Genomic DNA, 22,860 nt, shown 5'->3' on the forward strand with positions numbered 1-22,860 from the left:
GGCGAATCCTCTCATCCGGGCAGGTCGCTGGACCCGCCACGACTCCCGCTTGCCCGGGCGCGGTCGAGCCGGTGGACGACCCGCAGCACCCAGCCGCCCGCAAGCACGCCCGCGACGCCGACGGTCACGCTGGTGGCAGCCAGCGAGATCAGGCCGGTCAGCCCGCTCACCAGCAGCGGCCCACCGCTGAAGCCGAGGTCGCCGCACAGCCGCCAGCCGCCGAGGTATTTGGCCCGGTGCACAACCGGGGCGGTATCGGCCCCCAGGGTCATCACGATGCCCGATCCCAAGCCGTTGCCGATCGCCATGACGACCGCGACGACCAACACGCTGGCGAAGGCACCGGTCAACGGAAGCAGCGCCAGCCCGGACCCGAGGACGACGGCCGTCGGCACGGCAACGAAGGCGCGGCCATAGCGATCCATGACCCAGCCGGCGGGATAGAATAGCCCGATCTCGACCGCCGCGGCGATCGCGAAGAGCACCGAGACCTGGGCCGGCTCCAGCCCGACGTGATCGCACCACAACGGCAGGACGGACAGCCGGATGCCGCGCAGCGCCGACAATGTCGTGGCGGCGGCCCCAACCGTCGCCAGGGTGTGCCGGTGGGCGCGCAGCACCTGCCCGATCGTGGCGGGCTGTTCGCGGGCCGCCGCCCGGGCCGAGCCGCCGAGATCGGGCACGCGAATGATGAGCGCGCTGGCGAGCCCGGCCGCGGCGACGCCGATGACGAAGGCGGCCCGCATCCCCCAGTGGGCGATCACCGGCGCCGCGATCAGCGGACCGGCAAACAGGCCCACGCGATGGCTTCCGCCGAGGGTAGACAGCGCCCGCGCCCGCATGGCGACCGGCACGGCGTCGATCATGAAGCCCTGCCGGGCGAGCAGGAAGACGCTCCACGTCATGCCGATCACGGTCACCGCGAGCGCGAGCACCACCAGCTGCCGGGCGCTGCCCGCGGCCGCCATCGCGATTGCGCCGGCAGCCGCCGCGATGAGCATCGCCCGCCGCTCGCCGCAGCGCTCGATGAAGGTTCCCGCGGGTAGGGACGTCGCCACCTGCCCGACGCCGAGCAGCGCCGCGGTCAGGGCGGCCATACCGACGCTGGCGCCGAGGTCACGGGCGAGCAGCGGCACGACGGGGACCGCCGCGCCATACCCGATCGCCTCCAAGATCGTCGGCCCGTATGCCGCGACGGCCACCGATCGCAGCCGGAACGGCTCGCCGCCCGCGTCCTCGGTCGGGCCGGAGTCGGTCACGGTTGGCGCCGGTGGCGCCGCCACGCGCCTGGGTCGGCCATCGTTCCGGCACCGGCCCGGGAGTAGGCGATCCGGTCGTGCAACCCACTGGCGCGCCCCGCCCAGAACTCGACCTCGTCGGGGATGAGGCGGTAGCCGCCCCAGCGCGCAGGCAGTGGCACATCGCCCGGTGAGCCGGTGTCCGGCCAGCGGGCGGCCGCGGCGGCATACGCACTCTCCAGAGCGCTCCGGTCGGCGATCGGCTCGGACTGGGCCGACGCCCACGCGGCGATCCGCGCCTGCCACGGGCGGCTGCGGAAGTAGTCGGCGATCAGGTCGGGCTCGACGTCGCGGACCCGGCCTCGGAAGCGGATCGAGCGGAACATCGCCGGCCAGGCCAAGGTCAGCGCGGCCGCGGGGTTGGCGGCCAACTCCGCCGCCTTGGTCGAGCCGAGATCGGTGACGAACGCCGGGCCATCGGCGGTGAGGAAGCGCAGCATCACCGGGCGCACATTGGGCGCGCCCGACGCATCGACGGTGGCCAGCGCCATGCTCACCGCCCCGGGGCCGTCGCCGCGCTCCCCTCCGCGCGCGACCGCCGCATCCACCCAGGCCGTGAGCAGCGCGAGCGGCGCGGTCGGGGCCGCCGCCTCGGTCAGGCCCTCCCCTGGGCCGTCGGCCTGCACTGCCTGCCTGTCCACCATGAGCCGAGCCTACGGAGTGCGACCCACAGGGGCCGACGGCAGAGATCGATACCGCGATGTCCGCCGGGTTGTGCAGAATAGGGACGCCGAGAACCGGCACCAACCACCAAGGACGGGGTTTGCATGAGCGACAACGAGGTCAAGCACGGGCTAGAGGGTGTCGTCGCGTTCGAGTCCGAGATCGCCGAGCCCGACAAAGAGGGCGGAGCCCTGCGCTACCGGGGCGTCGACATCAAAGACCTCGTCGGGCGCGTCAGCTTCGGGCAGGTCTGGGGTCTGCTGGTCGACAACGAGATGGACCCCGGGTTGCCACCCGCCGAGCCGTTCCCGCTGCCGGTGCACACCGGCAACATCCGGGTCGACGTCCAGTCGGCGCTGACCCAGCTGGCCCCGCTGTGGGGATTCAAGCCGGTGCTCGACATCAGCCCCGAGGAAGTGCGCGAAGACCTCGCCCGCGCCGCGGTCATGACAATGTCGTTCATCGCCCAGTCGGCTCACGGCCAGGGCCGCCCGATGGTCCCGCAGGCGCGGGTCGACGAGGGCCGCACGATCGTCGAGCGATTCATGATCCGCTGGCGGGAGGAGCCCGACCCCAAGCACGTCGAGGCGATCGACGCCTACTTCATCACCGCGGCCGAGCACGGTATGAACGCCTCGACGTTCACCGCCCGGGTGATCGCCTCCACCGGCGCCGACGTCGCCGCCTGCCTCTCCGGTGCCGTGGGCGCCCTGTCGGGCCCGTTGCACGGCGGCGCGCCGTCGCGGGCCCAGCACATGATCGAAGGGGTCGAGCAGACCGGCAACGCCGAGAAGTACGTCAAGGACGTCCTCGACCGCGGGGAGCGGCTGATGGGCTTCGGTCACCGCGTCTACCGCGCCTACGACCCCCGGGCGGCGGTCATGCGCGACACCTGCAAGCGGCTCGGCGCCCCGCGCTACGAGGTCGCGTTGGAGTTGGAAAAGGCCGCGATCGCCGCCCTGGCCGAGCGTCACCCCGAGCGCAAGATGGAGACCAACGTCGACTACTGGGCCGCGGTGCTGCTCGACTTCGCCGAGGTCCCGGCCGAGATGATGACCCCGCTATTTGCCTCCGCCCGCACCGCCGGTTGGTCGGCGCACATCTTGGAGCAGAAGAAGACCGGCCGGCTGATCCGTCCGTCCTCGAAATACATCGGGCCCCGGCCGCGGCCGTTGTCGGAGGTCAAGGGCTTCAAACCCCGCCGGGGGCACTGACCGCGGCGCCCGGCAGGCGGCCCAGGTGGACCGCCTGCCCGGCGACAACGGCCATTTGCTTGTATGGGATGCGTGAGCACCTCGATCGCCGACCTGCGCCTTCCCGACGACCTGCGGCCCGCCGACGGCCGATTCGGCTGCGGCCCGTCCAAGATCCGGCCCGAACAGCTGGCCGCTCTCGCCGAGATCGGCACGTCAGTGCTCGGCACCTCGCACCGGCAGGCGCCGGTCAAAAACCTGGTGGGCGCGGTCCGCGAGGGCCTGACGGCGCTGTTCGAGCTCCCCGACGGCTACGAGGTGATCCTCGGCAACGGCGGCTCGACGGCCTTTTGGGATATCGCCGCCTTCGGCCTGGTCCGCGACCGGGCCCAGCACCTGGCCTTCGGGGAGTTCTCCAGCAAGTTCGCGAGCGTGACCGCGGCGGCGCCCTTCCTCGGCGAGCCGACGGTCGTGCGCGCCGAGCCGGGGACGGTGGCTGCGGCATACGGCGAAGAGGGGGTGGATGTCTATGCCTGGCCGCACAACGAAACCTCGACCGGCGTGATGGCGCCGGTCCAGCGGGTGGCCGGGGCCGACGCCGATGCGCTCGTCCTCATCGACGCGACCTCGGGGGCGGGCGGGTTGCCGGTCGACGTGAGCCAGGCCGATGTCTACTACTTCGCCCCGCAGAAGTGTTTCGCCTCCGACGGCGGGCTGTGGCTCGCGCTCTTCTCCCCCGCCGCGCTGGCCAGGGTCGAGGAGATCGCCGCTCGCGGGCGCTGGGTGCCCGACTTCTTCAGCCTGCCGACGGCGATCGACAACTCCCGCAAGAACCAGACCTACAACACGCCCGCGGTCGCCACGCTCGCATTGCTGGCCGAGCAACTGCGCTGGATGAACGAAGGCGGCGGTATGCCGTTCACCACCGCCCGCACCGCCGCCTCCTCCACCCGGCTGTATGACTGGGCCGAGAAGTCCCCGGTGGCCACGCCCTTCGTCGCCGACCCGACAGCCCGATCACACGTGGTTGGGACGATCGACTTCGCCGAGGGGGTCGATGCCGCCGCGATCGCGAAAGTGTTGCGCGCCAACGGGATCGTCGACACCGAGCCCTATCGCAAGCTCGGCCGCAACCAGCTGCGGATCGCGATGTTCCCCGCCGTCGACCCGGACGACATCACCCGCCTGACCGGCGCCATCGACTACATCCTCGATCGGCTGGGTTAACCGAAGCTGCGGTGGTAGCGGTCATCTGTAGGCCCGCGACCGGTGCTCGATGTCGAGGGCCACGATGACCATGCGGTTGTCGTCGCTGTCCACGACAACCCGCCAGTCGCCGATCCGGTAGCGCCACAACCCCGTCAACGCACCGGTCAGGCCCTTCCCTCGGGCACGAGGGTCCTCCAACCGCTCGATGTCGACCAGGTAGTCGGTGATCCGCTTGGCCATCGGCCGATCCGTGCGCGCCAAGCTGCGCAACTGCTTCGCCGCATCGGGGTGTAGCTCAATCGTCCAAGCCAAGTTCGGCCACCACCTCCGCCAGGGGCTCGGTCGCCACCGCCCCGGAACGAACCTCGGTGACCCGTTGCGCGATGTCGTACTCCCACTCAACCTGAGGCAGACCACGCTCGATCGCCTCCCGCAGGTAGAACGACCGGGACCGGTGCGTCCGCTCCGCCAGGGCGTCGAGCCGCCGCTGAGTCTCTTCCGGGATGCGCACGCTCGTGGCCATCGTCTCCTCCTGACTACGAGATAGTTGGACAACTGCAGTGTAGTCAGAGTCAGCGGGCGGGCTCGGGCAGGGACCCCGTGGTGACCTGCCCGGTCGTGATCTGCACGTGCGGGCGGTGCTGGGAGTCGATGACGACGTGGACGTCCTGGGCGCGCCACAGATAGACCGACACCACGGCCAGCGTGACGCCGACCGCCAGTGGACCGATGCCGATCGTCCAGCGGGCGCCGAAGTGGTCGCCGATCCAGCCGATGACCGGGGCACCAAAGGGCGTCCCGCCCATGAGGATCGCCATGTAGAGCGCCATCACCCGGCCGCGCATCTGCGGGCTGGTGCGCAACTGGATCATCGCGTTGGCGGTCGTCAGCGCGGTGAGCATCGCCAGGCCGACGGGGATCAGCGCGAGGGCGAACACGGCATACGAGGGAGCCAGAGCGGCGGCGGTGGCGCTCGCGGTGAAGGCGGCGAGCGCGATCAGCAGGTGCCGCAGGCGCGGGTTTGCGCGCCGGGCCGACAGCAGCGCAGCGGAGAGCGAGCCGATCGCCATGATCGAGCCGAGCAGGCCATACTCGCTCGGGCCTTTGTCGAAGACTTGGGTGGCCATCAGCGCCATCGTGATCTGGAAGTTCATCCCGAAAGTGCCGAACACGAAGACCAGCAACATGATCAACTTGATGTCGGGGCGACGGCGGACAGAGGCGAAGCCTTCGCGGATCGAGCCACGCCCGGCTCGGCGCGGCGCCGGGGTGAGTGTCCGGCGATCGAGCAGTCCCACCGAGAGGAGGACGGCGGCGAAGGTGGCCGCGTTGACGAGCAGGGCGATTCCGGTGCCCCAGGCGGCGATGACCAGCCCGGCGACACCGGGGCCGATCAGCCGGCCGGCGTTGAACGAGGCGCTGTTGAGGGCCACGGCGTTGGCGAGTTTGCTCGCGGGCACCATCTCGGAGACGAACACCTGCCGGGCCGGATTGTCGACCGCGGTGACAATGCCTTGGAGCAGGGCGAGGAGATAGACCTGCCACAGCTGGGCGGCGCCGGTGACGACGAGTAGCCCGGTGACGAGGGAGACGAGCCCGAGTGCGCTTTGGGTGGCGAGCAGCAGCGCGCGTTTGGGGAGGCGGTCGACGAGGGCCCCCGCCCACGGCGCGAGCAGCAGGAAGGGCAGGAATTGGAGCCCGGTGACCGTGCCGAGAGCACTCGCCGAGTGAGTGGTGAGTTCGGTCAGCACGAGCCAGTCCTGGGCCACGCGGGCCATCCAGGTGCCGATATTGGAGACGAGCGCGCCGACGAACCACAGCCGGTAGTTGCGCACCGACAGCGCGGCGAAGGTGGGCCTCATCGGTCGGCCACCCGGTGCAGAAGCAGGGTCGCCTGGCGCAGGAGGTCCTGCTCGGCGGGCGTCAGCTCGGCGACCCGGCTGGTCATCCACGCATCGCGCGCCGCCCGCGTCTCGTCGAGAGCCTCGCGGCCATCCGGCGTCAGCGAGACGATCACGCACCGGCCGTCGTCGGGGTCGGGGGCGCGAGTGACCAGGCCCTGCTCGGCGAGCCCGTTGACCGTGCGCGTCATGCTCGGCGGCGACACCTTCTCGATGTCGGCCAGTTCGCGCGGGTTTCGGGGCGCTTCGGCCAGGCGCACGAGGACGGAGAACTGGTGCGGCGCAACCGCATCCACGCTCTCGAAGCGGACTCGGCGGGAGACCCGCATACAGGCAAGACGCAGCTGGGTCGCCAACTCGGCGACCTCAGCCGGAGTTGTGTCTGCCATCACTCCTTAGTCTAGCTCATTAGCTTGGCTAACGAGTATGCGGAGGCCGCGGGCTCATAGCCGGTCGCGGATGAATGCGCTGATTCGTCCGAGGCTGAGGGCGAGCGCCGCGGTGAGCGTGATGACCCAACCCGTGAGCCCGACCCCGGCCGCCTGTCGCGCCGCGGCCATAGCAGCCTCGGCTGTGAGGGTACGGCCGCGGGTCACGGCGATGATGCCGAATCCGCTCCCGGCGAGGGTGCCGAGGACCAGGACGAATGCGTAGTGCCCCGCATGGACAAGAGCGGTCGCGGGGCGACTCATGCCGACGGTCCGATAGAGCGCAACCTCGGCGCGACGGAACCAGAGAACAACGGCATACCCGAGCCCAAGGACCGCGCCTGCGGCGAGCCAGGCCAGGCGCGTAGGCCGCGCGAGATACTGCGCGCCGGGTGACTGGCGCAGCCGGTCGTCCTCGAGCAGCGAAGTCACGACGATGGGCTGGGAACTCGTGCGCAGCCAGGCCGCGATGACATCGGCGGTGGGCCCGGCGCCGGGCGTGAATTCGACCCAGCATTCGGCGATCGTGCCCCCTGGTGGCACGGCCTCTAGCACCCAGGCGCCGGGCTCGCGAACGCGGGTGGAGATATTCAGCACGGTCACGGCAACGGGCCTCCGGGCGTCGCCCAGACGCATTCTGGCGATCTTTGCGGGGATGGCGGCGGGGTCACCCACGGACCCAAGGTCCTTGCCAGCGAGCGAGACGACCCGGGGCCACGTCACCGATAACGCCTGTCCCTGACCATCTGTGATCCGCACGGCCGTGACTGGTGCCAGGCCCGTGACTATCGTCTCCCCGGCAGCCGGCTCCGACCGGCCGAGCGCAAGTTCCACCGAGCCGACCCGGAAGCCCTCGCCCGGCAGCCAGACGACCATCTCGGGGGTGAAGCTCCAGCCCGGGTCTCGAGCACCGGACCGCACACCGACCGCGTGGGCGGCGGCCGCCGACGCCCGATCGAAACTGTCGTCCGGAGTGTGGTCGAAAGCCCCCGCGGCTTTCAAGAAACGTTCCGCGGCAAGGACATCGGCGCCTTGACTGCCGACGACAAGGTCACGATATGGCGGTGTCTCCGACGCCATGGCGTACTTCCGGACCCCGTCCACCGCATACACCGCATCCCCGGAGCGCAACCGGTCGCCGGGCTTGGCGACGATCGCGGTGACGATCCCCGAACCGCCCCTCGAGGCGAGAGATGGTGCGGTCCCCAGCTGAACGTGGGCCACGGCATCGACTGGGTCGTCGCCCGTTGTCACCGTCGGCTCGGTGAGGACCGCCACCGCGCGGGGGTCTAGCTGTTGCGGCACCTCCCGTCCCGTCTCGGCCAGGGCCACAACCCCCGCCACCGGGGCGAGCAAGAGGGCCGTCAGAGCCGCCCATGGTGCGGCCGCGCGGACGCTCCTCACGGGGTCGTCAACGTGGCGAGATCCCTCGCCGGTACGTCGAGATCCTGTGGGCACCCGCTCGCGGGTGATGCGGCGTTCGCCACCACGACGTCGGAGATTTGCGCGTAGCTCATCGACGGCGAGAGCGTGGAGGCCAACTGCGGATCCAGCCGGGTGACGCAGGCAAGCGAGATCTCCCGTTTCCTCGCTAGGACCTGCTGGGAGTCAGGATGTTGCTGGACGTAGATCCGGGCCAGCGGCTCGCTGAACCGGGACTCGCACGCCGCGATCCCGTCCGGGCCGTGGTGGTCGTCCGGCGAGGTATCTCGCGGATCGCCCAGCGAGTAGGCGACCGCGGGATGCAGGTCCAAGTCCACGGTAATCGTGCCCCTGAGGCCACTCGAGCGGAGACAGTCGAAATAGAGAACGTATGCCTGTTGCAACTCGGCCCGGGAGATGGCGTTGTCCGCCAGAGCCGCCCGCTGAAAGGAACCCAATTCGCCGTACGACGCTTGGTCGATCGAGGATCCGTCAGGTGTCGCCACAACCGACGTGGTCGAGGCAGTCAACTCGGTGGGCGAGCCATCGCAACCGCTCAAACAAATTGTCGCGAGGAACAAAGCGGCCCCAGAGATAGCGGCGCTTGTCAACCAGCCGGACGCCGGAAGTGCTCCACACCCACACCATGCTTCCGGTGACCGCGGGGCGCGCGAAAGCCGCCTGCCGGAACACTCCGTGGCATTCGCGCAATTCCTCGCGACGCCTCGGAAAGCCGATTCCGACTGGCTCAGCGGGCGCCGGCGAGGGCGGAGACGAGCACGAGGGCGACGATGCCGACGAGCACGACGATCGTCGCGATCCGCCGGAAGCGGGGACTCACCGGTAGTCGTCCGCGGCGCGATCGTCCGCGGCCGCGCGCGCGGGAGGGGCGATCTCGGCGTCCTCGATCTGCTCATCGGTCGGACGGGCGGACTTGGCCTCCAACCGAGCTTCGACGCGGCGGCTGATTTTGTCGACGGTCTCCTCGCGGAAGGGCTTCAGCGCAAAATAAGACACCGCGATCGACAGCGCGCCGGCACCGACGAGCAACCAGGGCCGCTGCTCGGGCGAGCGCAGCCCGACCAACCACAACAGGGCGAGGCAGCCAAAGAAGATGAGGAAACGCAGCAGCGTGTAGCGGATCATCACAACCCCGAATAGCTGTGCTGGCCAACGAAATAGACGTTGACGATGGTGTAGTTGACGACGATGCAGGTCAGCCCGGCGAGCGCGATCCAGGCGGCCTTCTGCCGGGTGATCCCGGTGGTGGCGCGGGCGTGCAGATAGGCGGCATAGACCACCCAGATGACGAACGACCACACCTCCTTTGGGTCCCAGTTCCAATAGCTCGCCCACGCCTGACGGGCCCAGATCGCGCCGGCCATGACCGTGAACGTCCACAGCGGGAAGGCGACGATGTGCATCGAATAGCTGGTCCGCTCCAGGTCGGCGGCCCGCGGCAGCAGCCGCGCCCACCGCGGCAGCTCAGCACCCCGGCGCTCATAGTGGTCCATGACGAGATACAAGGCGGTGACGATCCCGGCCAGCGTGAAGATGCCGACCGAGATGATCGCGACCGTGACGTGGATCGTCAGCCAATAGGACTGCAGCGCCGGCATGAGCGCAGCCGCCTGGGTATAGAGCACCTGGGTGGCCAGCAGCAACAGCAGCAGGACCGGGGTGACGACGAAGACCCCGAGCCAGCGCAGGTCACGCCGCTGGCTCCACAGGCAGAACGCGAGCATGACCGCCAGCGATGCGGCGCTGACGAACTCGAAGAGGTTACCGAACGGCGCTCGCTGCACCGACAGCCCGCGCAGCACGACGGCGGCGCCGAGCAGCAGCGTCCCCAGCCAGGCAAAGTTCCCGGCGATCCGCCCCATTTTTTGCCCGTATGCCGCGGGCTCGCCCGCGCTGGCCCCCTCGTCATCGCCTGGGTCGGTGGCGCTGCTCGAACCTGCGCTCGTCGAACCTGCGCCCACCGGACTCGCGCTCTGGCTCGCCACTCCCCCGGCGCCGACGAGCACCCGCTCCCGGTCACCCGCTCGCGCCGGCACGGCCCGGGCGAGATAGGCGGCATACGCGAGCATCGACAGCGTGAGCACGACGATCGCCGAATAGATGCTGTAGTTCGCGTAGTGCGCCAGGGTTGCGTTCATCGGCTCGATCCTCTCACGCCCGCCGGGGCCGGTTCTGGTCCCCCGGCCGCTGCTGCGACCCGCTCGACCAGATCGGCGAGCCCGTCGTCATCGCTCTTGCTGATTGCCGCCACCTGCACTCGGCTGCCGCCTGCCGGCAAAGCCACCGCGCGGACGAACACCCGCCGCCGTTTGACGAGCAGCTGCGCGATCAGCGCACCGAGGGCGAGCACGCCGCTGCCGAGGGTGAAATAGCGGGCCGGGTCGTGCCGGATCGACAGGCCCGCCCAGCGCTCGACCCGCTCGAAGGTGATCGACCCGCGCTCGCCGGGCAGCTTGACCGTCTGGCCGGGGACCAGCCACAGCCGCAACACGTCCTTGCCGTTCTCGGCCTTGACCTGGGTCATCTCCTTGATATTCAGGGTATAGACCGAGTTGGCTTCGCCGTCCGGGGTGAGCCGGCCCTCATACAGCCCGAGGGCGAGCGCCGGCTCGCGGGCGTCGGGGAAGATCGAGATCGGCCCCTCGTCGTCGGTGATCACCGCGGTGGGCAGGAAGTTGCCGAAGAAGCCCAGCTCCTTGGGCTGCGCCCCGGGCACCTTGACCGCTCCCGAACTCTTGTAGTTGTTGTCCTGGGCCAGGAAGGGCGTGGCCTGCGAATATACGACCTTGCCGGACCCGTCGCGGACGGTGATGACCGGGGCGTAGCCGTTGCCGAGGAGGAAAACCGTGGCCCCGCCCATCTCGATCGGGTGGTTGACTTCCAGCACCTGCTCTTCGGGGGACGCGCCCGGCCGCGCGGTGGTCGTCACGTGCGCGGTGAAATGCCGCGGCTGCCCGAATTGGCCCTTGCCGCCGACCCGGTCCTCGAAGCTGACATCGAGAGAATCGAGATGCAGGGCGAACGGCTGGAAGGCGGCCGGGTCGACGCGGGGGCCGTATTGGATGGTGTCGTAGCGCAGCGCGGTATTGGCGAAGCCGCCGCCGACCGGGACGATGACATCGCCCTTCCACCCCCAAATGTGCCCGACGGCGACCCCGACGATGATCCCGAGCAGCGCCAGGTGGAAGAGCAGGTTGCCGCTCTCGCGGGCATACCCGGTCTCGGCGGACAGGCTGGTCTGGTCGGGCGTCGCGACGCGATACCGACGCCCAAGGGCCGCCCGCGCGGCCGCGATCGCCTCCTGCGGGCTCGCCGCGCTCTCGATGGCCGTATGCCGCTCCAGCCGCTCCAGGCGCGCCGGCACCCGCGGCGGCGGGTTGCGCAGGGCCTTCCAGTGCACCCGCATCCGCGGCAACACGCAGCCGAGCAGGCTGACGAAGAGCAGCAGGTAGATCGCCGAGAACCACGGTGAGGCGTAGACCTCGAAGAAGCCGAGCCGGTCCAGCCACGGCCCGAGCCGGGGATGGTCCTCGAGGTATGCCGTCGTGCGGGCCGGGTTGATCGAGCGTTGCGGCCAGATCGAGCCGGGCAGGGCGCCGATCGCCAGCAGCAGGAGGAGGAAGAGCGCGGTGCGCATGCTGGTCAGCTGCCGCCAGGCCCAGCGCACCCAGCCGACCGGGCCGAGTTTGGGGAGGGTGACCGCCGCCGGGTCGTGGGTCACGGGATCGCCGCTCGTGGGCACGCCGCTGCCCGGAGCACCCGTTTCCGGTTCACGGGTCACAGGATCACCGGTCACAGGATCACCTCGAAGGCGGCGATGTGCTGGCGCAGCCAGGTGTTCAGGTCCTCCCAGGCGCCGGTGAGCAGCAGGACGCCGACGATCAGCAGCAGCACCCCGCCAAGACGGTGGATCACCCGCTGGTGGCGCCGCAAGAAGCCGCTGAACCGGCCGGCCCGGTCCAGCGCCGTGGCGATGAGCAGGAAGGGCAGGCCGAGCCCGAGGCAATAGGCGCTCGCGAGCAGCGTGGCCCGCCCGATCGACGGCTCGACCGCGCTGGACAGGGCGAGCACGGCGCCGAGCGTCGGGCCCGAGCACGGGGTCCAGCCCAGCCCGAAGACCGCACCGAGCGCGGGCGCCCCGAGCAGCCCGGAGCGCGGGCGATACCGCGGGGCGGCGCTGAACCGGTCGCCGACACCGAGGAAGAGCAGCGCCATGACGATGACGATGATCCCACCGAGCCGCATGAGCAGCATCCGGTGCTCGATCAGGGCGGCCCCGACGGTTGCCAGGAAGATCGCGCTCGCGATATAGACCACCGCGAAGCCGGCGATGAACAGCAGCGTGCCGAGGACGACCCGGCTGCGGCGAGGCTCGGCGCCGGCGTGGGTGCCCCCCGGCGCGGTCCCGGCGACATACCCCAAGAAGCCGGGGACGAGGGGGAGCACGCACGGCGAGGCAAACGAGACCAGGCCGGCGAGGGCCGCGACCGCCAGCGCCAGCGGCAGTGCCCCGGTGGCGACAGTTTCGGCCGGTGAGCCGGCCGGCAGGATCACGACGGGGCCTCGGCGAGGACGTCCTCGATCAGCCCGGTCAAGGTGGCCGCGGTGACCGGGCCGCCGACCCAGGCGGCGATCCGGCCGTCGCGGTCGAGGACCAGCGTCGACGGCATCGCGGCGGCCTTGCCCTGCAGCGCGAGCAGCGCGGTGCCGCCGTCGTCCGAGAGGGTGGGGAAGGTGTGGCCCCAGGCGCGCACCTGCGCGGCGGCGGTCTCGGCGGACTCGCGCTGGTTGATGCCGAGGAAGGCGACCGTGTCGGCGAACGCCGTCTTCTCGGAGACCTCCTTGATCGCTGGCGCTTCCTTTTGGCAGGGCGGGCACCACGAGGCCCACAGGTTGATGACCAGCGGCTTGCCGCGGGTGGTGCCGATCGACCAGGCCGTCCCGTCCAAGGTGGTGCCGGTGAGTTCGACCGGGTCGCCGCGCTTGTCGGGGGCCGCCTGTTGGATGCTGCCGTCGCCGGAGATGTAGTTCTTCTGCGAGCCGTCCTTGGCCTGCTCGGCCACGGAGTTGGGGTCGGTGCTGCACGCGGCGAGCGCGGTGAGCGCCACGGCGGCCACCGCGGCGCGGCGGGTCAGCCTCATGCGCCCACGCTGGCGGTGTCGTCGGAGATCAGGTGCGCCGCCGGCTCGGCGTAGGAGATCGTGGTCAGCTCGTCGGCGGCATACGTGAACGAGGTGACCGAGGCGAGCGCGCACCGGCGCGAGCGCGGGTCGTGCCACAGCCGGTGGCCCTCGGCGTCCAGGCGCGCGATCCAGATCGGCAGCTGGTGGCTGACGATCACCGCCTCGTGGCCGTGGGCCGCCTCGCGGGCATCCTCGATGGCCGGGCGCATCCGCTTGGCGATATAGGCATAGGGCTCGCCCCAGGAGGGGCGGGTGAAGTCGGTGAACCGGCGCAGGTTGCCCGGGCGCAGGAAGGTCCGCAGCGTCGGCTGCTGCCCCTCGAAGTCGTTGTCGGCCTCGATGACTCGGTCGTCGGTCTGCGGGGTCACCCCATGGCTCGCGGCCAAGGGCGCCGCGGTCTCGCGTGCTCGGGTCAGCGAGGAGGTGATGATCGCCGTCACGTCGTTGCCGGCCAGATAGTCCGCGACCGCGTGCGCCATCGCCACCCCACGCTCGGAGAGGTGATAGCCGGGCAGGCGGCCATAGAGGATCTTCTCGGGGTTGTAGACCTCGCCGTGGCGCACGAGATGAACGATGGTGCGCGCGGAGGTCATGCGCCTGATTGTGGCAAACAGGCCTGAATCCGGCCAGCCCGGCCCCGTCAGCCGGGGAGTCGAGCCGCCGGACCCGGCTGGCGGTGGCTTGCGGCTCAACCCATCACTACTCACCGCAGTCGATCGTGGGCGCCGACTCGGTCACTCGCCCATCACCGCTGCCAGCGGCAGCGCCCAGATCCCATCGACCAGCGGATACGTCTCCGCACCGGTGTGGATCACGAATCCGTGCCGGAATCGCTCGCCCAGCTGATCGCGCAACCACACGATTTGGCGTGCGTCCGCGGCCGACGGGCGCGCACCCAGTTTGACCTCCAGGCCGATGATCGAGGTGCCGAGGTCGATGACGATGTCGACCTCACGCTCTCCCGCGCTGGTGCGCACGTGCCGGAGTGTTCCAGCCACGAGGTCGGCTTGCGGGCGCAACTGCTGGACGACGAAGGACTCCAGGTAGCGTCCGGCGAGCGTCGGATCGGCCCGCAGCTCGGCCGGCGCGACCTCGGCCAAGGCCAACGCCAACGCGGTGTCGGCGAGGAGACGTTTGGGGTATGCCGTCAGCCGCTTGAGCCGGTTGCTGTGCATCGCCGGGCTGGGGGCCGCGAGGTGAACCCGGGTGAGCAGGTCGTCGTAGTGCTTCCACGTCACCTTGGTGATGTCGGCGGCATCCCAGATGCGTTGATCTGGGCTGGCCTGCCCGGTGAGCGTGGCGAGCACCCGCATCGCGCGCAGCAGCCTGCTAGCGTCGCGACCCTCCTCACCGCCGCGCTGAGCGACCAGCGCGGCATACGCCTCGAGGAAGAGGCGCGCGTCCGGCATCAGGCGCGCGGCCGGGAACCCGGACTGGGCCAACGCGTCGAGATTGAACGCCGTACCTGCGCCCGCTCCGGGGCGGAGCGCCTCCCCTCGAAGCACACGAGACAGCCAGGTCTCCGCACCTCCCCTGCCGGTCAACTCCGCCCGCGTCATCGGTCGCATCAACACCGCAATCGCACGGCCGGTGAGCGGATAGGTCGGCCCGTAGGTGCCCGGCTCGACGCTTCCGGCCAGGAGGAAGCGCCCAGGCGAGGGGTCGTCGTCGACCAGGCCCTTGAGGACCCAGAGCAGGTCGGTGCCCGCCAGTTGCCACTCGTCGATGAGGACCGGGGCCGGGAGCGATCTCAGGTATCCGCCCGGGTCTGCCTGGAGCAGCGGCAGGTCCCTGGGAAGCAGGACGGACGACGCGGCCAGACGCGTCGCGGTCGTCGTCTTGCCCGTGGCGCGAGCCCCGTCGAGAAGGACGATGGGCGAGGCCGCAAGCGCCGAACGCAGGCTCGCGTCGAGATGGCGCGGCAGATAGCCTATCGACGCTTCCATGCAAAAAAGGATAGTCACTGGCCGGATTTTCGGCTAGCGACTATCCTTTTTTGCGCGGTGCTTTCTCAGGCCTGCGCGGCGGCGCGCGCGGCGGCGGGGAGTGCGCTGACGATCCGGTCGAGCGCGGCGGCGTCGTGGGCGGCGGAGACGAACCACACCTCATACGCGCTCGGGGGCAGGTGGACCCCCCGCTCGAGCATGGCGTGGAAGAACGCGGCGTAGGCGGCGGAGTCGGTGCGCTTGGCGTCGTCGTAGTTCGCGACCGGGCCGTCGCAGAAGAAGATGCTGAACATCGAGCCGGCCCATTGGATCGTATGCCGCACGCCCGCCTCGGTCAGGGCGCTCGCCGCGGCGTCGGCGATCGTGTGCGCGGCGTGGTCGAGGTGGGCATAGACGGCGTCGGTGCAGCCGCGCAGGGTGGCCAGGCCGGCGGCGGTCGCCACCGGATTCCCGGACAGGGTCCCCGCCTGATAAACCGGCCCCTCCGGGGCCAGCGCGGCCATCAGCTCGGCGCTGCCGCCGAAGGCCGCGGCCGGGAAGCCGCCGCCCATGACCTTGCCGAAGGTGAACAGGTCGGGGGCGCCCTCGGCATACGGGCCCTCCAGTCCGTACCACCCGGCGCGCGAACAGCGGAAGCCGGTCATCACCTCGTCGGAGATCAGCAGCGCGCCGTGCTCGCGGGTGATCCGCCGCAGCGCCTCGGTGAACCCCGGCGCCGGTGGGACGACTCCCATATTCCCTGGCGCGGCCTCGGTGATGACGGCGGCGATGTGCTCCCCGTCCGCCGGAAACGCCGCCTCGACGGCCGGAATGTCGTTGTAGGGCAACACGATCGTCTCAGCCGCCGCGCTCGCCGGAACGCCAGCAGAGTCGGGCAGGGCGAAGGTCGCCACCCCCGAGCCGGCCGACGCCAGCAGCGCATCGACGTGCCCGTGATAGCAGCCGGCGAACTTCACCACCCGCGAGCGGCCGGTGATCCCCCGGGCCAGCCGCAGCGCGCTCATCGTCGCCTCGGTCCCGGAGGAGACCAGCCGCACCTGCTCGACCGGCTCAACCCGGGCGACGATCTCCTCGGCGAGCGCGACCTCGTTCTCGCTCGGGGTGCCATAGGAGAACCCGCGCCGGGCGGCCGCGGTGACCGCGGCGAGGACATCGGGATGGGCGTGGCCGAGGATCATCGGCCCCCACGAGCCGATCAGGTCGACATACTCGCGCCCGTCGGCGTCGCGCAGATAGGGGCCGGTCGCGCTGGCCATGAACCGCGGGGTTCCGCCGACGCTGCGGAAGGCCCGGACCGGTGAGTTGACCCCGCCGGGGATCGCCGCCCGCGCCCGCTCGAAGAGCGCGGCGGAGGCGGGAGCGTCGCGAGGATAGGTCGGCTGCGGCATACGGGAGAGTCTGTCAGCTCAGGTCCCGTAGGCGTCGGTGGCCTGCCCCTCCTCGGCGAGGGCGTCGCGGACCTTTTGCATCGCGCGGCCGAGGGCGAGGAACTCCTCGGGGTCGAGGTGGTCGATCAGCGCGACGCGGACCGACTCGACGTGCCGGGCGGAGATTTCCTCGACCGCCTCCCGGCCGGCGTCGGTCAACACCAGCTCGACGCCGCGGCGGTCATCGAGGCAGGCCTCGCGCACGACCCAGCCGCGCTTCTCCAGCCGGGCCGCGGTGTGGGTGATCCGGCTGCGGGACTGGACGACAAGGTCGGCGAGCGCCGACATCCGCAACCGGCCCTCCTCGGCCTCGGAGAGCATGCTGATGACTTCGTATTCGGACAACTGCGTGCCGTGCGGAGAGAGCGCCTTGTCCAGGGCCACTTCGAGCAGCCGGGTGGCGCGCAGGTAGGAGCGCCAGGCGCGTTGCTCGGGCTCGGACAGCCAGCGCGGCTGCCACGATTCGGGGGCTGCGGGTTGGGTCATTGCGCCCTCAATCATGCCACCTCTGCGGCCGTGGTTGACGCCGGGTAACCCCGGGAGTCAGCGGGAGGTGAGCGCGCGGGCGGCGTCCAGGGCGAAGTAGGTCAAGATCGCGTGCGCCCCCGCCCGGCGGATGCCGATCAGCGACTCCAGCATGACCCGGTCGCGGTCGATCCATCCGCGGTCGGCGGCCGCGACGATCATGCTGTACTCCCCCGAGATCTGGTATGCCGCGACCGGCACCGGACTGGCCGCCGCCACGGCGGCGACGATGTCGAGGTGCGGACCGGCCGGCTTGACCATGACGACATCAGCGCCCTCGGCGACATCGAGGGCCAGCTCACGCAGCGCCTCGGTCGCGTTCGCCGGGTCCTGCTGGTGTGCCGCGCGGTCGCCGACCAGCGAGGACGCCACCGCTTCCCGGAACGGGCCGTACAGGCCGGAGGTGTATTTCGCGGCGTAGGCGAGGATCGCGGTGTCGGTGAACCCGGCGCCATCCAGGGCGGCGCGGACGTGAGCGACCTGGCCGTCCATCATCCCGGACAGCCCGAGCATGGCCGATCCGGCGCGGGCCTGGGCCAGGGCCATCGCGGCATACCGCTCCAGCGTCGCGTCATTGTCGACCCGGCCGCGGTCGTCGAGGACGCCGCAGTGGCCGTGGTCGGTGAATTCATCAAGGCACAGGTCGGTCATGACGACCAGGTCGCCACCAACGGCATCGGCGACCGCGCGGGTGGCGAGATTGAGAATGCCGTGCGGATCGTCGGCCCCGCTGCCCCGCCCGTCCTTGGTCTCGGGCACGCCGAAGAGCATGATCCCGCCAACTCCGGCGGCCACGCACTCGCGGGCCAGGTCGACCAGCGTCGAGATCGTATGCTGCGCCACCCCCGGCATCGCCGCGATCGGCACCGGGGCCTCGAGTCCCTCGCGGACGAAGGCCGGCATCACGAACTCGGCCGGGTGCAGCCGGGTCTCGGCGACCAGCCGGCGCACCGCGGCAGTGGTGCGCAGCCGCCGGGGGCGCACCGCCGGAAAGGCGCCGACGGGCAGCATCACCGGGCCCGCCGGCGCGAGGCCGGCTTGCGCCGCGCGCTGGGACGCAACACCGGGTGCCCGGCCTCGACCGCCTCGCGGGCCAGCCGGTGGCCGAAGTCGGCGAGCGCCTCGATGAGCGAGTCGACGCTCGCCTCGGGGGCGAGCACGTCGACGCGTAGCCCATGTTCCTCGGCGGTCTTGGCGGTGGCCGGCCCGATGCAGGCGACAACGGTCGTCGCGTGCGGCTTGCCGGCGATGCCGACCAGATTGCGCACCGTCGAGGAGGAGGTGAACAGCACCGCGTCGAAGGCGCCGCTCTTGATCGCCTCGCGGACCTCGGCGGGAGGCGGGGCGGCCCGCACGGTGCGATAGGCGGTGGCGTCTTCGACCTCCCAGCCGAGATCCTGCAGCCCCGCGACCAGCGTGTCGGTGGCGATGTCGGCGCGCGGGAGGAAGACCCGGTTGATCGGGTCGAGCTGCTCGTCGTATTCGGGCCACTCGGCGAGCAGCCCGCGGGCCGAGCTCTCGCCGCTCGGCACGAGGTCAGGGTGGATCCCCCACGCCCGCAATGCCTCGGCGGTCACCCCGCCGACCGCGGCCACCTTCAGGCCGGCGAAGGCCCGGGCATCGAGCCCGAACTCCTCGAACCGCTCCCGGACCGCCTTGACTGCGTTCACCGACGTGAACCCGACCCATTCGTAGCGGCCGGTGACCAGCCCGGTGATGGCCTTGTCCATCTGGTGGCGGGTGCGGGGCGGCTCGACGCTGATCGTCGGGACGACGACCGCGCCGGCGCCGTGCCCGGCCAGGCGCTCGACGACCGGCCCGGACTGCTCCTTGGTGCGTGGGACGAGCACCTGCCACCCGAAGAGCGGCTTGCTCTCAAACCAGGACAGCTGCTGGTGCAGGGGCACGGTCGGGCCGACGATGACGAGCGCCGGAACGCCGAGCCCGGCGACCAGGTCGGCGGCGCGGTCAAGGCGGCTGACGTGGGTGGTTTGCGCGGTCGTCGTGCCCCGCTCCACCAGCGCCACCGGGGTGTCCCCGGCGCGGCCGGAGTCGCAGATGTGCGTGAGCGCCCGCTGCAGGTCCGGGCCGTTGCCGAGCAGGACGACGCTGGTGCTGGCGTCCGTTCCCGCGGCGTAGTCCGCGTCGGGGTTGCTCGCGGCGATAACGACAAGGCTGGTCGCGGCCGGTGAGGTGAGCGGCACCCCGGCATACGCGGGGACGGCGCTGACCGCCGAGACGCCGGGCACGATGTCGATCGCGATGCCGGCCTTGCGGCACGCCTGGGCCTCCTCGGCGAGACCGTTGAAGATCGCCGGGTCACCGTTCATCAGGCGCACCACGCGGCCACCGGGGTGGGAGGTGGCGGCCTGGACGACGAGTTTGGCGCGGCTGGCGTGGGTGAGCACCTGGCCGTGATCGCCGTGGGAGGCATCGACGACCTCCACGTCGCAGCGGGCATGGGCGCGCACGAGTTGCTCGGAGATCAATTGATCGGTGACGACGACATCTGCCGCGGCCAGCGCCGAGACGGCGGCCAGGGTGAGCAGCCCGGGATCTCCTGGCCCGGCGCCGACAAAAGCGACCGAGGCGGGCCCGGATATGGGGTTCCAGGGAGTCACAGCGTCCCCTCCGTTGCAGCGGGTTCCGGTGGTTGGTCTGCGGAGGGCCGGCCACGCTCGGCCAGCTCGGCGAGCAAGCGGTCGGCGAGTTCGGCACCGGTCAGCTCGGGTTGCTCGAGCGGGCCGGTGTGCGAGCGGCGCAGGTCGCGGCTGCCGTCGCTGCTGCCCACGAACGCCCGCACCGAAACGATGACGGCATCGACATCCTCGACCACCTCGGCGAGCACGCCAACGGGCGCCGTGCATCCCGCCTCGAGGCGCGCGAGCAGGGCGCGCTCCGCAGTGACGGCGGCCCTGGTGTCGGGGTCGTCCAAGGTGGCGAAAACATCGACGAGCGAATGATCGTCGGTGCGGCACTCGACGGCGAGTGCGCCCTGGCCCGCGGCCGGCAACAGCTGCACCGGGTCGAGGACCTCGGTGATCCGGTCGGCGCGGCCGAGCCGGTCGAGGCCGGCTTTGGCCAGGACGACAGCATCCAGGTCGCCGGTGCGCACACGTCCCAACCGGGTGTCGATATTGCCGCGGATCGGGACGATCTCTAGCCCCAACCCCAGCGCGCGCAGTTGCGCCGCGCGTCGCGGCGAGCCGGTGCCGACGCGAGCGCCGGGGGGCAACTCGCCGAGCGTCAACCCGTCGCGCGCGACCAGGGCGTCGCGGGAGTCGGCGCGGGTGGGGACGGCAGCGAGGGTCAGGCCCGGCTCGGGGGCCGTCGGCAGGTCCTTGAGCGAGTGGACCGCCACATCGACCTGGCCGCACCGCAGCGCCTCGCGCAGGGCGCCGACAAAGACGCCGCTGCCGCCGATCTCGTCCAACGCAGCGGCGGTGCGGTCGCCCTCGGTGACGATCGGGACGATCTCGACGTCGAGGCCACGCTCGCGCAGCAGATCGGCGATCAGCCCGGACTGGGTCAGGGCGAGGGCGGAACGCCGGGTGCCCAGGCGCACGGTCATCGCGCACCCCCAAGGCCGTCGCCGTCGACCAAGCCGGCCGGCGATTCGACTGCAGCCAGCGCATGCGGGTCGAGGGCAAAGAGCGCATCCAGCGCCTCGGCATACGCGGCGATGCTCCCGCGCGCGGCAAGCTCCTTGGCGCGCACGGTCGGTGTGTGCAGCAGCTTGTCGACAAGGCGACCCATCGCCACCTCGACCTCGTGCCGCTGCGCGGGAGTGAGGTCGGGCGTGCGGTCCTCCATCCGGGACAGCTCGGCGGCCAGGACGTCGTTGGCGCGGGAGCGCAGGGCGGCGATCGTCGGCGCCGCGACATCGGAGGCACGCGCGGCGAGGTAGCCCGCCACCTCGCCGGTCACGATGTGTTCGGCTTCGATGACCGCCGGGAGTTCCCGGCGATCGCGCAACCGGGCACCAACGTCATCCAGCCCGAAGCGGGAGACCCCGGCCAGCTCGGCGACGTCGTGCGCGATGTCGTGCGGCATCGCCAGGTCGACATAGACCTGCGCCGCGCCGCCGCGGACCTGTTGGGCCCCGTGGGCATCCGCCGCTGTCAGCACGAGCCCCGGAGAGCCGACACACGAGATCACCAGGTCGGCCCCGGCCAGGGCCTCGGGGAGGTCGCTCAGCCGGACCGCTCGGCCGCCCACACGCTCGGCCAGGGCCTGCCCGCGGGCAAGTGTGCGGTTGGCGACGACGACCTGACCGGCTCCGGCCCGCCCGGCCGCGGTAGCCGAGAGAGCGGCCATGGCGCCGGCCCCGACAATGAGCACGCTCGCGCTGCCCAAATCCCCGAGGTGTTCCTCCCCCAGCCGCAAGCCGGCATCGACCAGCGAATAGCTCACCGACCCGAGCTGGGTCTCGTGGTGGACGCGTTTGCCGACCCGCAGCGCCTGCTGGAAAAGGGTGTTCAAGGCCGGCCCGACGTGCCGCGAACCCTGCGCCTCCCGCAGCGAGGAGCGCATCTGCGCGCGAATCTGGCTCTCCCCCAGCGCCATCGAGTCCAAGCCGCTGGCCACCCGGAAGGCATGGGCGATGGCTCGGTCCTCGTAGTGCAGGTAGAGCCGGTCGTGCACGTCGTCGCGGTCGGCGCCCGTGTCGGCGAGCAGGAGGTCGGTGATCTCGCTGACCGCGCCGTGGAAGGTGACCGCCTCGCAATAGACCTCGGTGCGGTTGCACGTCGAAACGACGATGGCCTCGGCGACATTTTCCCCACGACACGCGGCCGCGACTAGGGCGGCGCGGCCGTCGGCGTCCAGCGCCATTCCCTCCAGTTGATTGATCGTAGCCCGGTGGTGGGACAGGCCGATGACGAGCAGGCTCACGGGGCGGCTCCCACCCAGGCCGTTGCTGTGGCCCGCCGCTGCTTGTGGAAGGCGAGGATCTGCAGTTCGGTTGCCACATCGACCTGGCGCACGTCGACGCCGTCGGGAACCGTGATCGCTGCGGCGGCGAAGTTGAGGATGGAGCTGATGCCGACCGCCACCAGGGCGTCGGCTGCCTCCTGAGCGGAGCCCGCCGGGGTGGCGATCACCCCGATGACGTCCGCGGAATCGGCCCGGGAAGCCAATGCCTCCATGCCGGCGACCGCGAGGTCACCGATGCGGTGACCGATGAGCGCGGGATCGCGGTCATAGAGCCCGCTGACCCGGAAGCCGCGGGTGGCCAAGCCGCTATGCGACGCAAGCGCCCGGCCCAGATTGCCCAGGCCGACGATGACGACCGGCCAGTCCCGGGCCAGGCCGAGTTCGGTCGCGATCTGGAAGGCAAGGTGCTCGACGTCATAGCCGACGCCACGGACGCCGTAGGTCCCGAGATGGGACAGGTCCTTGCGCACCTTGGCCGATCGGACCCCTGCCGCAGTGGCCAACTCCTCCGAGGACGTGCTTAGTATGCCGCGTGCGCTCATCGTTCCGAGCACGCTGAGGTAGCCGGGGAGCCGGGCAACAGTCGCGTCTGGGATCCCGCGTCGCGGCAGCGGAGTTGCCATGCCGGGGAAGCCCCCTTACGGACGGTGGGTGCCACCCGCAGGTGGATGGATACGTGTCGGTCGCTCTCACCCTACGCGCTTGTGAA

General features: G+C 71.0%; 24 protein-coding genes. 2 read left to right on the forward strand and 22 right to left on the reverse strand.

Going from position 1 to position 22,860, the window contains the following annotated elements:
* Positions 1-11: 11 nt before the first annotated feature.
* Positions 12-1,259, reverse strand: a complete 1,248-nt coding sequence (locus V9G19_RS23935; protein WP_462287893.1) for an MFS transporter — start codon at positions 1,257-1,259, stop codon at positions 12-14.
* Positions 1,256-1,942: a pyridoxine/pyridoxamine 5'-phosphate oxidase gene (locus tag V9G19_RS23940; protein ID WP_462287894.1), complete on the reverse strand. Its 687-nt coding sequence runs from the start codon at positions 1,940-1,942 to the stop codon at positions 1,256-1,258. Before V9G19_RS23940 ends, V9G19_RS23935 begins: the two co-directional genes overlap by 4 nt.
* A gap of 123 nt (positions 1,943-2,065) precedes the next feature.
* On the opposite strand from V9G19_RS23940, the gene V9G19_RS23945 reads away from it, so the two are divergent.
* Positions 2,066-3,175: a citrate synthase 2 gene (locus V9G19_RS23945; protein WP_462287895.1), complete on the forward strand. Its 1,110-nt coding sequence runs from the start codon at positions 2,066-2,068 to the stop codon at positions 3,173-3,175.
* A gap of 63 nt (positions 3,176-3,238) precedes the next feature.
* The gene (gene serC, locus V9G19_RS23950) at positions 3,239-4,381 is read left to right on the forward strand and encodes a phosphoserine transaminase (protein WP_462287896.1); all 1,143 of its coding nucleotides are present in this window, start codon (positions 3,239-3,241) and stop codon (positions 4,379-4,381) included.
* Between the two features lie 21 nt (positions 4,382-4,402).
* Here serC and V9G19_RS23955 read toward each other — a convergent pair whose 3' ends face one another.
* The 20 genes from V9G19_RS23955 to V9G19_RS24050 all read right to left on the reverse strand — a co-directional run bounded on the left by V9G19_RS23955 (position 4,403) and on the right by V9G19_RS24050 (position 22,774).
* Positions 4,403-4,603 (reverse strand): type II toxin-antitoxin system RelE family toxin, encoded by a 201-nt coding sequence (locus tag V9G19_RS23955; RefSeq protein WP_462287897.1) that lies wholly within the window; start codon positions 4,601-4,603, stop codon positions 4,403-4,405.
* Between the two features lie 55 nt (positions 4,604-4,658).
* Positions 4,659-4,886 (reverse strand): type II toxin-antitoxin system RelB family antitoxin, encoded by a 228-nt coding sequence (gene relB / locus V9G19_RS23960; protein ID WP_462287898.1) that lies wholly within the window; start codon positions 4,884-4,886, stop codon positions 4,659-4,661.
* A gap of 49 nt (positions 4,887-4,935) precedes the next feature.
* Positions 4,936-6,225: an MFS transporter gene (locus tag V9G19_RS23965; protein ID WP_462287899.1), complete on the reverse strand. Its 1,290-nt coding sequence runs from the start codon at positions 6,223-6,225 to the stop codon at positions 4,936-4,938.
* Positions 6,222-6,653, reverse strand: coding sequence for a MarR family winged helix-turn-helix transcriptional regulator (locus V9G19_RS23970; RefSeq protein ID WP_462287900.1), 432 nt, complete (start codon positions 6,651-6,653; stop codon positions 6,222-6,224). The genes V9G19_RS23965 and V9G19_RS23970 overlap by 4 nt, the downstream gene beginning before the upstream one ends.
* 54 nt (positions 6,654-6,707) lie before the next feature.
* Positions 6,708-8,036 (reverse strand): hypothetical protein, encoded by a 1,329-nt coding sequence (locus V9G19_RS23975; protein ID WP_462287901.1) that lies wholly within the window; start codon positions 8,034-8,036, stop codon positions 6,708-6,710.
* Positions 8,037-8,092: 56 nt separating this feature from the next.
* Positions 8,093-8,620 carry a hypothetical protein gene (locus V9G19_RS23980; protein ID WP_462287902.1) on the reverse strand — a complete coding sequence of 176 codons (528 nt, stop codon included), beginning with the start codon at positions 8,618-8,620 and terminating at the stop codon, positions 8,093-8,095.
* A gap of 331 nt (positions 8,621-8,951) precedes the next feature.
* Entirely contained in the window at positions 8,952-9,260 is a 309-nt protein-coding gene (locus V9G19_RS23985) for a DUF4229 domain-containing protein (protein ID WP_462287903.1), read from the reverse strand.
* Complete coding sequence (gene ccsB, locus V9G19_RS23990) at positions 9,260-10,273, reverse strand: c-type cytochrome biogenesis protein CcsB (RefSeq protein ID WP_462287904.1); 1,014 nt, start codon at positions 10,271-10,273, stop codon at positions 9,260-9,262. The genes V9G19_RS23985 and ccsB overlap by 1 nt, the downstream gene beginning before the upstream one ends.
* Entirely contained in the window at positions 10,270-11,931 is a 1,662-nt protein-coding gene (resB, locus tag V9G19_RS23995) for a cytochrome c biogenesis protein ResB (RefSeq protein WP_462287905.1), read from the reverse strand. The genes ccsB and resB overlap by 4 nt, the downstream gene beginning before the upstream one ends.
* Entirely contained in the window at positions 11,928-12,689 is a 762-nt protein-coding gene (locus V9G19_RS24000) for a cytochrome c biogenesis CcdA family protein (protein WP_462287906.1), read from the reverse strand. Before V9G19_RS24000 ends, resB begins: the two co-directional genes overlap by 4 nt.
* Positions 12,686-13,276, reverse strand: a complete 591-nt coding sequence (locus V9G19_RS24005) for a TlpA family protein disulfide reductase (RefSeq protein ID WP_462287907.1) — start codon at positions 13,274-13,276, stop codon at positions 12,686-12,688. The genes V9G19_RS24000 and V9G19_RS24005 overlap by 4 nt, the downstream gene beginning before the upstream one ends.
* Positions 13,273-13,911 carry a histidine phosphatase family protein gene (locus tag V9G19_RS24010; protein WP_462287908.1) on the reverse strand — a complete coding sequence of 213 codons (639 nt, stop codon included), beginning with the start codon at positions 13,909-13,911 and terminating at the stop codon, positions 13,273-13,275. The genes V9G19_RS24005 and V9G19_RS24010 overlap by 4 nt, the downstream gene beginning before the upstream one ends.
* Positions 13,912-14,052: 141 nt before the next feature.
* Entirely contained in the window at positions 14,053-15,264 is a 1,212-nt protein-coding gene (locus tag V9G19_RS24015) for an ATP-binding protein (RefSeq protein ID WP_462287909.1), read from the reverse strand.
* A 65-nt stretch (positions 15,265-15,329) separates the two neighbouring features.
* Entirely contained in the window at positions 15,330-16,652 is a 1,323-nt protein-coding gene (hemL, locus tag V9G19_RS24020; protein WP_462287910.1) for a glutamate-1-semialdehyde 2,1-aminomutase, read from the reverse strand.
* An 18-nt stretch (positions 16,653-16,670) separates the two neighbouring features.
* On the reverse strand, positions 16,671-17,177 hold the full coding sequence (locus V9G19_RS24025; RefSeq protein WP_462287911.1) for a MarR family winged helix-turn-helix transcriptional regulator: 507 nt from the start codon (positions 17,175-17,177) through the stop codon (positions 16,671-16,673).
* A 57-nt stretch (positions 17,178-17,234) separates the two neighbouring features.
* Positions 17,235-18,227 carry a porphobilinogen synthase gene (gene hemB / locus V9G19_RS24030; protein WP_462288109.1) on the reverse strand — a complete coding sequence of 331 codons (993 nt, stop codon included), beginning with the start codon at positions 18,225-18,227 and terminating at the stop codon, positions 17,235-17,237.
* Complete coding sequence (locus tag V9G19_RS24035) at positions 18,227-19,837, reverse strand: bifunctional uroporphyrinogen-III C-methyltransferase/uroporphyrinogen-III synthase (RefSeq protein ID WP_462287912.1); 1,611 nt, start codon at positions 19,835-19,837, stop codon at positions 18,227-18,229. Before V9G19_RS24035 ends, hemB begins: the two co-directional genes overlap by 1 nt.
* Entirely contained in the window at positions 19,834-20,787 is a 954-nt protein-coding gene (gene hemC / locus V9G19_RS24040) for a hydroxymethylbilane synthase (RefSeq protein WP_462287913.1), read from the reverse strand. Before hemC ends, V9G19_RS24035 begins: the two co-directional genes overlap by 4 nt.
* The gene (gene hemA / locus V9G19_RS24045; protein WP_462287914.1) at positions 20,784-22,109 is read right to left on the reverse strand and encodes a glutamyl-tRNA reductase; all 1,326 of its coding nucleotides are present in this window, start codon (positions 22,107-22,109) and stop codon (positions 20,784-20,786) included. The genes hemC and hemA overlap by 4 nt, the downstream gene beginning before the upstream one ends.
* A complete protein-coding gene (locus tag V9G19_RS24050) occupies positions 22,106-22,774 on the reverse strand; it encodes a redox-sensing transcriptional repressor Rex (RefSeq protein WP_462287915.1) in 669 nt (222 codons plus the stop codon). The genes hemA and V9G19_RS24050 overlap by 4 nt, the downstream gene beginning before the upstream one ends.
* Positions 22,775-22,860 lie beyond the last annotated feature (86 nt).

The sequence above is a fragment of the Nostocoides sp. genome, assembly GCF_037045025.1.
Taxonomy (GTDB): domain Bacteria; phylum Actinomycetota; class Actinomycetes; order Actinomycetales; family Dermatophilaceae; genus Nostocoides_A.

Bases quoted from the DNA above. Each gene is read 5' to 3' on its own strand.
- V9G19_RS23940 (WP_462287894.1), bottom strand. From the start codon at position 1,942: ATGGTGGACAGGCAGGCAGTGCAGGCCGACGGCCCAGGGGAGGGCCTG.
- V9G19_RS23945 (WP_462287895.1), top strand. From the start codon at position 2,066: ATGAGCGACAACGAGGTCAAGCACGGGCTAGAGGGTGTCGTCGCGTTC.
- serC (WP_462287896.1), top strand. From the start codon at position 3,239: ATGGGATGCGTGAGCACCTCGATCGCCGACCTGCGCCTTCCCGACGAC.
- V9G19_RS23955 (WP_462287897.1), bottom strand. From the start codon at position 4,603: ATGGCCAAGCGGATCACCGACTACCTGGTCGACATCGAGCGGTTGGAG.
- relB (WP_462287898.1), bottom strand. From the start codon at position 4,886: ATGGCCACGAGCGTGCGCATCCCGGAAGAGACTCAGCGGCGGCTCGAC.
- V9G19_RS23965 (WP_462287899.1), bottom strand. From the start codon at position 6,225: ATGAGGCCCACCTTCGCCGCGCTGTCGGTGCGCAACTACCGGCTGTGG.
- V9G19_RS23970 (WP_462287900.1), bottom strand. From the start codon at position 6,653: ATGGCAGACACAACTCCGGCTGAGGTCGCCGAGTTGGCGACCCAGCTG.
- V9G19_RS23985 (WP_462287903.1), bottom strand. From the start codon at position 9,260: ATGATCCGCTACACGCTGCTGCGTTTCCTCATCTTCTTTGGCTGCCTC.
- ccsB (WP_462287904.1), bottom strand. From the start codon at position 10,273: ATGAACGCAACCCTGGCGCACTACGCGAACTACAGCATCTATTCGGCG.
- V9G19_RS24005 (WP_462287907.1), bottom strand. From the start codon at position 13,276: ATGAGGCTGACCCGCCGCGCCGCGGTGGCCGCCGTGGCGCTCACCGCG.
- V9G19_RS24010 (WP_462287908.1), bottom strand. From the start codon at position 13,911: ATGACCTCCGCGCGCACCATCGTTCATCTCGTGCGCCACGGCGAGGTC.
- V9G19_RS24015 (WP_462287909.1), bottom strand. From the start codon at position 15,264: ATGGAAGCGTCGATAGGCTATCTGCCGCGCCATCTCGACGCGAGCCTG.
- hemL (WP_462287910.1), bottom strand. From the start codon at position 16,652: ATGCCGCAGCCGACCTATCCTCGCGACGCTCCCGCCTCCGCCGCGCTC.
- V9G19_RS24025 (WP_462287911.1), bottom strand. From the start codon at position 17,177: ATGACCCAACCCGCAGCCCCCGAATCGTGGCAGCCGCGCTGGCTGTCC.
- hemB (WP_462288109.1), bottom strand. From the start codon at position 18,227: ATGCTGCCCGTCGGCGCCTTTCCGGCGGTGCGCCCCCGGCGGCTGCGC.
- hemC (WP_462287913.1), bottom strand. From the start codon at position 20,787: ATGACCGTGCGCCTGGGCACCCGGCGTTCCGCCCTCGCCCTGACCCAG.
- V9G19_RS24050 (WP_462287915.1), bottom strand. From the start codon at position 22,774: ATGGCAACTCCGCTGCCGCGACGCGGGATCCCAGACGCGACTGTTGCC.